1 protein-coding gene is annotated in these 566 nt (G+C 65.9%); it reads right to left on the reverse strand.

The annotated features are described in order from the left end of the window. A partial coding sequence (locus tag AQJ91_RS41765; RefSeq protein ID WP_159054787.1) for an RHS repeat-associated core domain-containing protein occupies nucleotides 1-566 on the reverse strand: 566 nt, incomplete at both ends.

A 566-nucleotide genomic window follows, 5' to 3' on the forward strand; every position in this document is an offset into this window, starting at 1 on the left:
TGAACCCGTGCTCCGCGCCCCATGCCCGGTACCTGTCGGCGAGGCACTGGTCCTCCACGATGCAGGCAGGTGTGAAGAGGGCGCCGATGATGTCGAGAGCGCCAGCGATCGGCATGCCCACACCGAAGAGGGCGTTGGCCAGCGGGCCCTTCTGGTTGCTGGTCGCCCAGGCCATCACCACGGGGTCTTCGGCCCACTTTGGATCGAAATAGGGCCCAGGGGTGGCCAGGTCGGTGTCCCCGAACAAGGACCCGGTGCTGATGATGGATGCCGTGCCGCTCTTGGTCGCCTTGGCCGGGTCAGCGAGCCCCGTGCTGGGGTTGTACCCGACGGATTTCTGGACCTTCTTGGAGCAGTTGGCCAGGGAGTACTGGCAGGAGTTGGGCCTCGATCCGACTTCGAGGCCGGTGGGGTCCGCGTAGGTGACCGGGTTGTTGTTGGCGTAGCTGTAGCCGTTGAGGGACTGATGCTGGTCGAGCGTGAGCTTCGGGTCGATGCTGATGAACCGGCCGATCGACGCGTCGTACTCGCGGGCCCCGATGTGCGTGAGCCCGGTGTCGTCGTCC

This window comes from Streptomyces dysideae (assembly GCF_001514305.1).
Classification (GTDB): domain Bacteria; phylum Actinomycetota; class Actinomycetes; order Streptomycetales; family Streptomycetaceae; genus Streptomyces; species Streptomyces dysideae.